The 7,445-nt window shown below is 70.8% G+C and carries 9 protein-coding genes; 5 read left to right on the forward strand and 4 right to left on the reverse strand.

Annotation, left to right across the window (positions count from 1 at the left end; translation table 11 throughout):
* The 5 genes from SREC43747_RS21430 to SREC43747_RS0118395 form a co-directional block, all read left to right on the forward strand.
* The coding region (locus SREC43747_RS21430) for a serine/threonine-protein kinase (RefSeq protein ID WP_497707037.1) at positions 1-1,076 on the forward strand (1,076 nt) is incomplete at its 5' end.
* Between the two features lie 58 nt (positions 1,077-1,134).
* Positions 1,135-1,944 (forward strand): purine-nucleoside phosphorylase, encoded by an 810-nt coding sequence (locus SREC43747_RS0118380; protein WP_029722849.1) that lies wholly within the window; start codon positions 1,135-1,137, stop codon positions 1,942-1,944.
* Between the two features lie 18 nt (positions 1,945-1,962).
* The gene (locus SREC43747_RS0118385; protein WP_029722850.1) at positions 1,963-3,618 is read left to right on the forward strand and encodes a phospho-sugar mutase; all 1,656 of its coding nucleotides are present in this window, start codon (positions 1,963-1,965) and stop codon (positions 3,616-3,618) included.
* A 2-nt stretch (positions 3,619-3,620) separates the two neighbouring features.
* Complete coding sequence (locus SREC43747_RS0118390; protein WP_029722851.1) at positions 3,621-4,073, forward strand: flavodoxin family protein; 453 nt, start codon at positions 3,621-3,623, stop codon at positions 4,071-4,073.
* A 273-nt stretch (positions 4,074-4,346) separates the two neighbouring features.
* Positions 4,347-4,682 carry a hypothetical protein gene (locus tag SREC43747_RS0118395; protein ID WP_029722852.1) on the forward strand — a complete coding sequence of 112 codons (336 nt, stop codon included), beginning with the start codon at positions 4,347-4,349 and terminating at the stop codon, positions 4,680-4,682.
* A 62-nt stretch (positions 4,683-4,744) separates the two neighbouring features.
* On the opposite strand, the gene SREC43747_RS0118400 is transcribed toward SREC43747_RS0118395, so the two are convergent.
* The 4 genes from SREC43747_RS0118400 to upp form a co-directional block, all read right to left on the reverse strand.
* A complete protein-coding gene (locus tag SREC43747_RS0118400; RefSeq protein ID WP_236623270.1) occupies positions 4,745-5,902 on the reverse strand; it encodes a glycosyltransferase family 2 protein in 1,158 nt (385 codons plus the stop codon).
* Positions 5,903-5,960: 58 nt separating this feature from the next.
* Complete coding sequence (locus SREC43747_RS0118405; protein WP_029722856.1) at positions 5,961-6,344, reverse strand: type II toxin-antitoxin system death-on-curing family toxin; 384 nt, start codon at positions 6,342-6,344, stop codon at positions 5,961-5,963.
* A gap of 14 nt (positions 6,345-6,358) precedes the next feature.
* The gene (locus SREC43747_RS0118410) at positions 6,359-6,565 is read right to left on the reverse strand and encodes a type II toxin-antitoxin system VapB family antitoxin (protein WP_029722857.1); all 207 of its coding nucleotides are present in this window, start codon (positions 6,563-6,565) and stop codon (positions 6,359-6,361) included.
* An 83-nt stretch (positions 6,566-6,648) separates the two neighbouring features.
* Positions 6,649-7,272: a uracil phosphoribosyltransferase gene (gene upp / locus SREC43747_RS0118415; protein WP_029722858.1), complete on the reverse strand. Its 624-nt coding sequence runs from the start codon at positions 7,270-7,272 to the stop codon at positions 6,649-6,651.
* Positions 7,273-7,445: the final 173 nt, after the last annotated feature.

Consider the following 7,445-nt stretch of genomic DNA (forward strand, 5'->3'; position numbering starts at 1 on the left):
GCCACGCATTGGCCTGCACCGCCGCCTGCAACAGCGAAAACTCACACCCCACCGACTCGGCCACCCGCAACAACGCCGCTGAAGGCCACCCGCCCTACGACGTCGGCGACAACCCGCTGGCCACGATGCACGAAGTGGTGCACGGCCCCGCCCCGCGGACCACCCGACCCGGACCGGTGGGCGAAGTGATCAATTCACTGCTGGTCAAAGAGCCGGACCAGCGGATGCCGCTGACCGAGGTGCGCCGCCGCCTGCAGCACCTGCTGCCCGCACCCGACGAGAACCCCTTCCCCGCGCTGGCGGCGGCCGAACCGGTGCCCGCCCGGCCCCAGGAGCGGACCCGCGAAGAAGAACCCCCCGACGAACCGGAGTCCGTCCCGCTGGCCGCGGACCCCGGGGAACTGCCCTTCACCCCGAAGGAACCGCCGCGCCGCAGATCCCGACTGGGCACCGCGGTGCTGGCCGCATCGGCCGCCGTCCTGTTCACCGCCGCGCTGGCCGCCGGCTACGCCGGGGTGCGGGTGATCGCCGGACAACCGGTGCTGCCGCCGGCGGCGGTGCACACCCCCGGCGGCAACTGGCAGTTGACCGAGTACGTGGACCTGGCCCGGCACACCGGCGCCGCGGGCGACGGCCGGTTCCGCATCCAGGCCCCGGTGGGGTGGACGATCTTCCACAACGAGCAGGCCGACCTGGCCCGCAGCAAGGTGGTCTCCTTCGTCTCGCCGGACGGCCGGAGCAAGCTGTCGGTGGAGCGGTTCGGCGGGTTCTTCACCGCGGACCGCAAGCTGGCCGACTACATCGTCGCCCTGCCGGACCTGGCCACCGGGGCCAACGGGGACTTCCAGCTGATCAGCGACCAGGAGTCCGGGCAGGGCCGCCGGGTCGCCTACCGCACCTCCCACGGGCCGGTGACCGGGGTGCCCGGCGGCTCGTTGGAGCGGTTCACCCTGGCCCAGCTCATCCGGTGGCAGGACGACCTGTGGGTGGTGCAGGTGACCACCCCGACCGAGCGGGAAGCGGAGAGCGGCCAGCTGCTGGACGCGGTGCTGCCCACCTTCGAACCGCAGTACTGAGCCCGATCCACCTGCGACGGGCACCATCCACCCGCGACACGGGCTAAGCTGCCCGCTCGTGACGGCTACGACAACACCTGACCCATCAGCCGCCGCGAGCGCGGCAGCAGCACAGCTCGCCGAGCGAACCGGGATCGAGCGCCACGACATCGCGGTGGTGCTCGGCTCCGGCTGGCAACCGGCCGCCGAAGAAATCGGCCAGCCGAACACCGAACTGCTGGTGACCGACCTGCCCGGGTTCGCCACCCCGAGCGCCCGCGGGCACAGCGGGAAGATCTGGTCGATCCCCGTCGGGGAGAAGCGGGTGCTGGTCATGCTCGGCCGCACCCACCTCTACGAGGGCCACGGGATCGAGCCGGTGGTGCACGGGGTGCGCACCGCGGCCGCCGCCGGTTGCCGCACCGTCATGCTGACCAACGCCGCCGGGGGACTCCGGGAGGGCATGCGGGTCGGCCAGCCGGTGCTGATCAGCGACCACATCAACATGACCGCGCGGTCCCCGCTGGTCGGTGCCAACTTCGTGGACCTGACCGACCTGTACTCCCCGCGGCTGCGCCAGCTGGCCCGGGAGATCGACTCCTCCCTGGAGGAGGGCGTCTACGCCGGACTGCCCGGCCCGCACTTCGAAACCCCGGCGGAGATCCGCATGCTGCGCACCCTCGGGGTGGACCTGGTCGGGATGTCCACGGTGCTGGAGGCCATCGCCGCCCGGGCTGCCGGCGCGGAGGTCTTCGGGGTGTCGCTGGTGACCAACCTGGCCGCCGGGCTGACCAGCGAACCGCTGAACCACCAGGAGGTGCTGGAGGCCGGCCGGGCATCGGCCAGCCGGATGGGCAAGCTGCTCCGGTCGCTGGTCGAAGCCGCGTGATGCTGCGAGGAGCTCCCCGTGACTGCTGATGCTCAGCTGATCGAGGCCACCAAGCGCTGGATCGCCGACGACCTCGACCCGGCCGCCCAAGCGGAGCTGGAAGAGCTGCTGGCCGCGGCCGGGGAGTCGGCCGAGGCCGCCGCCGACCTGGCCGACCGGATGTCCGGCATGCCGCGCTTCGGCACCGCCGGCATCCGCGGCCAGGTCCGCGCCGGGGCCAACGGGATGAACCGGGCGGTGGTGGTGCGCACCACCGCCGGGGTGGCGGCGTGGCTCGCCGAACGCGGGTTCGCCGGCGGCACCGTCGTGGTGGGCCGGGACGCCCGGCACGGGTCGGAGGCGTTCGCCACCGACACCGCCGACGTGCTGGCCGCGGCCGGTTTCGAGGTCCGGGTGCTGCCGGAACCGCTGCCCACCCCGGTGCTGGCCTACGCGGTGCGGGCGTTGGACGCGGTGGCCGGGGTCCAGATCACCGCTTCGCACAACCCGCCGCAGGACAACGGCTACAAGCTCTACCTGCGCGGCGGGGTGCAGTTGATCAGCCCGGCCGACAGCGAGATCGAGGCGGCCATCGCTGCGACGCCGCCGGCCAGGTCGGTGCCGCGGGAGCGGAGCTGGACGCTGCTGGAGTCGGCGCTGCCGGACTACCTGCGGCAGGTGGCGGCGTTGCCGCGCGGCGGGGCCCGGCCGCTGCGGATCGCGGCCACCGCCCTGCACGGGGTGGGTGCCCGCACGCTGCGGCAGGCCCTGGAGATGGCCGGTTTCCCGGACGTGCGCTTCGTCGCCTCCCAGGTCGATCCGGACCCGGATTTCCCGACGGTCAGCTTCCCCAACCCCGAGGAGCCCGGCGCCACCGACGCGCTGCTGGAGCTCGCTGAGCAGGAGGAGGCGGACCTGGCGATCGCCTTGGACCCGGACGCGGACCGGTGCGCCCTCGGCATCCGCGAAGACGGCCGGTGGCGGATGCTGCGCGGGGACGAGACCGGCGTGCTGCTGGCCCACCACGTGCTGTCCGCGCCGCGGGAGGACGCACCGGAGGACCCGCTGGTGGCCACGACGATCGTGTCCTCGACGATGCTGAGCGCGATGGCCGCCGATTTCGGGGTGCGCCACGCCGCGACCCCGACCGGGTTCAAGTGGTTGATGCGCGCCGGGGACGGCGCGGGCACCGGCCTCGTCTACGCCTACGAGGAGGCGCTCGGCCACTGCGTGGCGCCCGACCTGGTGCGGGACAAGGACGGCATCTCCACCGCGGTGCTGGCCTGCGATCTGGCTGCGGGGTTGAAGGAGGCCGGTCGCGGTCTCGACGACCTGCTGGACGAGCTGTTCACCGCCTACGGTGTGCACCGGACCGGGCAGGTGTCGGTGCGGGTCACCGATCTGAGCATCATTTCCCGCACCATGCAGCGGTTGCGCGAGAACCCACCCACCCGGTTGGGCGGCGTGGCGGTGCGCACCCGGGATCTGCGGCCGGACTTCGACGCGCTGCTGATCACCGGTCCCGCGGGGTTGCGCGTGGTGATCCGCCCGTCGGGCACCGAGCCGAAGTTGAAGTGCTACCTGGAAGTGGTCGAGCAAGTCGCCGAGGACGGGCTGCCCGCCGCCAAGGAGCGGGCCACCGTCCGCTTGGCGGAACTGCAACAGGCCGTTTCCGCACTCGTCCAGGAAGGCTGAGCATGGCCAGGCTGCTGATCGTCCACCACACACCTTCACCGGGGATGCAGGCGATCCTGGAGAAGGTGGTCGAAGGGGCGACCACCGAGGAGATCACCGGGGTGGAGGTGGTCCGCCGTCCCGCGCTGGGCGCCACGGCGAGCGACGTCCTGGAAGCCGACGGCTACCTGTTGGGCACGCCCGCGAACCTGGGGTACATCAGCGGGGCGCTGAAGCACTTCTTCGACACGGTCTACTACCCGTGCTTGGACGCCACCGCAGGACGCCCGTTCGGCTACTACGTGCACGGCAACGAGGGCGTGGAGGGCGCCCACCGGGCCATCAAGTCGATCACCACCGGGCTGGGCTGGAAGCAGGCCGCCGAGCCGCTCACCGTGCTCGGCCAGCCCGACCAGCAGGCCTTGGAGGCCTGTTGGGAGCTGGGCGCCACGATCGCGGCGAACCTCATGCAATAGCACAAATTCCGGGGCTGTGCGGCAAAAAGACCCCAGTTGATCTTGGTCCACAGCCAAGGAGTAACCTGATCGTGTCGTCAGGTAGCCCCTGAGCGACACGGCGCCCTGGACATAGCCCGCCTTCCCTCATCACGTGCAGTGTCCAGGGCGCCTTTCAAGTACCGGAATACCCATCCTAGTCGCCAGCCCGAGTTGGTGGTGAGACACCCCGCACAGCGTTGAATTCACTCCCTGAGTGAGCATTCACCGCGTCAAACGCGTTACGCTGCGACAGTGAGTGAGGAAACCATCCGACTCGAACTCGATGACTCTGGCGTCTCGGTGGATCTTCCACAGCCCGCCAATCCGAATGACCAGGTTCAGGGCGTTCCGTACCGCCCGGTCGAATTCCGCGATGACGACTTGCCGGCCGCTCTGGAGCGGTCCGCCCAGTGGCTTCGGGAAGCCCAGAACTGGCTGGGCGAGCCCGTCGACGTGATCGCTGTTCACCTGGACTACGACGACACCGACGGTGCGCCCTACTTCAACCTCAAGTTGCTGTGCAACGAGGAGGACCTGGCCGGCGCACCCATCGCCCTGCGGAAGCTGCAGAGCCGCTCGGCCAGCTGACCAGAACGGACACCGTGGCCTGCCCGCCTCCACCGCGGGCGGGCCACGCCGTTTCCCCGCAGCTAGGAACGCCGCCCCTTCCAGGACAGGGAACCGCGGGCTGCCCGCACGGCCCCGTCCAGCAACAGCACTCCGAACGCCGTTCCGGCGATCGGAGCCAGCGGCGCGTACCCGGGGCGGACCCGCATGAACTTGGCGGTGCGGGCGTAGGCCACGCCCTGCGCGGCCCAGCCCAGCAGCCCCAAGGCGAGCAGGGCCCGGCTGCGCCGAGCCCCCACCGCGACCGCCGCGGGAGCGGCCAGCGACGCGGCGATCTGCCCGACCCCGATGGCCGCCAGCAGCGGCGCGGATCCCTTGGTGCCGGCCACGAAGCTCTTCCGGAACGAGGCCCACCCCTGCCAGAACGGGTCCATGCCGCTGGTCCGGAAGCAGTCCAGCCCGTCCACCACCCGGACCGTTCCGCCGTGGTCGCGAACCGCGGTGGCGATGGCCACGTCCTCGTTGCGCAGCGAAGCCAGCGCCTCCCAACCGCCGACCTTCTCGTAGTGCTCCCGGCGCAGCAGGATGCAGTGCCCGATCGCGAAGGCCTTCTTCCCCCGACCGACCGGGGAGGCGTTCTCCCCGATCAGCTGCAGTCCGGGCGGCATCAGCAGTGCCCAGGCGGCCGAGCGCCGCGGGGGCGGACCTCCCGGGGTGGACACCAGGTCGGCTTCCACCGCCTCGGCGGTGGCCAACAGCCGGCTGAGCAGATCCGGGGCGGCCGCGGTGTCGGCGTCCACGAACATCAACCACTCGCCGGGTTCGGGCGGGCCGCTGGCCTCCACCCCGACGTGCATGGCGTGCACCTTGCCGCTCCAGCCCGGCGGGGGCGCGTCCACCCGCACCACCTGGACGCGCGGGTCGCTTTCGGCGTGCGCGCGGGCGAGCTCGCCGGTGCCGTCGGTGGAGCCGTCGTCGACCACCACGATCTTCAGCGAATCCCATTGCCCGCCGTGGGTTTGCGACCGGAGTCCCCGCAGGCACTCGTCGATCACCGCGGCTTCGTCGCGGGCCGGGACGACCACCGTGACCTTCGGCGGGAGCGCCACCTGGTGCGCTTCGTGCAGCGGCACTATCTGGCTGACCTGCCTGGCGGTGCGGACGTTGCGGTACAGGACTCCAGCGGCCGCTGCGGCGAGCACTGCCCGGAGGGGGGTGGTGGACTGGGGCCGTAAGAACACGGCCACAGGGTGCCATGGGTGGGAGCGATCAGCTCCCGGAGTTGTGGCTAGGCAAACATCATTTGGTCTTCGGTTTGGACCAGCTTTGCAAGCAATCCGCCACCTCGGGGAGCTGCCGCTTGTCCCGCCCCACTTCCCGGACCAGCAACAACGCCTGCTCGTCGTCGGCTTCGACCCACCACCCGTTGAGATCGCACATGGTCACGGCGGCGACCCAACCGAGCCGCCAGTTCCCTTCGTGCAGCGGGCGAGTTCGCACGATCGTGTCAAGCAGTGCGGCGGACTTGAGCCAGAGCGTTTCGTAAGCCGGCACCCCGAGGACTTCCGCCCGCGGCCGGTAGGCCGCAGCCGCCAGCAGGCCGCCGTCGCGCAGCTTCAGGTCCTGGTCGGTCACCGCGGCGGCGAGCAGCAACAGATCGGAAACGTCGAGATAAACGGTCACCGGCTCATAGTTGATCACGCCGGGCCGAGGCGGTCCAGCAAGTCCCGGTAGCGCGGGAGCACTCGATCGAGGGCTTGCACCAGCTGCTGCTCCCGCTGCTGTCGGGCCCAGCGCTCGGCCAGCGCGCTGCGCACCACCTCCAGCTTGGACCGGCCCTCGGCAGCGGCCAGTTCAGCCAGCTTGCGGTCTTCTTCCTCGGTGAGGCGCAGCGTCATGGCCATGACCTCATGGTATCAGCGTGATACCACCAACACGAGCGCTGTGCACCCATCGGAGCAGCCGCCCCGGAGCTCGCCGGTGGCCCTCACACCGCCCCGTACTGCCGGTCCCCCGCATCGCCGAGACCGGGAACGATGTAACCGGACTCGTTGAGCCGTTCGTCGACGCTGGCGGTCACCACGCGCACCGGCAGCCCGGAGCTCTCCAGCTTCTGCAGCCCTTCCGGAGCCGCCAGCGCGCAGATCGCGGTGACGTCGCTGGCTCCCCGATCGGTCAGCAGGCTGATCGTGTAGACCATGGAGCCCCCGGTGGCCAGCATCGGATCCAGCACGAACACCGGTCGGCCGGACAGGTCCGCGGGCAAGGACTCCAGATAGGGCGTCGGCTGCAAGGTCTCCTCGTTGCGGGCGAGCCCGACGAAGCCCATCTGGGCCTCCGGCAGCATCCGGTGGGCCTGGTCGGCCATGCCCAGCCCGGCGCGCAGCACCGGAACAAGAAGCGGCGGGTTCGCCAGCCGGTACGCGTCGGTGCGGGCGACCGGGGTGTGAATGCGATCGACAGCGACTTCCGCGTCCCGGGTCGCCTCGTAGATCAGCATGAGGGTCAGCTCTTGCAACGCGACGCGAAACGCGGCGTTGTTCGTCCGCGCATCGCGCATTGTGGACAGTCTCGCTTTTGCCAGGGGGTGGTCCACGACCCGGATATCCATGGGCAGTAACAGTAACCTGCCTGCTAGCAGGCATATTCACCAACACAGACCAACGTGGCTTTCATCGCACCCGCCGTTCGGCCACCGGATTCGCTGCGCGAGCGGAGGGCTCCGCGGAGTCACCGCCGGACCGCGGGCGGGGGGCATTCCGGTGCCGGCACCGGAATGCCCCC

The sequence above is a fragment of the Saccharopolyspora rectivirgula DSM 43747 genome (assembly GCF_000497205.1).
Lineage (GTDB): Bacteria > Actinomycetota > Actinomycetes > Mycobacteriales > Pseudonocardiaceae > Saccharopolyspora > Saccharopolyspora rectivirgula.

What these genes read in the sequence shown, in the direction of transcription:
- upp (WP_029722858.1), bottom strand. Translation starts at nt 7,272, where the DNA reads ATGGATATCCGGGTCGTGGACCACCCCCTGGCAAAAGCGAGACTGTCC.
- SREC43747_RS0118390 (WP_029722851.1), top strand. Translation starts at nt 3,621, where the DNA reads ATGGCCAGGCTGCTGATCGTCCACCACACACCTTCACCGGGGATGCAG.
- SREC43747_RS0118410 (WP_029722857.1), bottom strand. Translation starts at nt 6,565, where the DNA reads ATGGCCATGACGCTGCGCCTCACCGAGGAAGAAGACCGCAAGCTGGCT.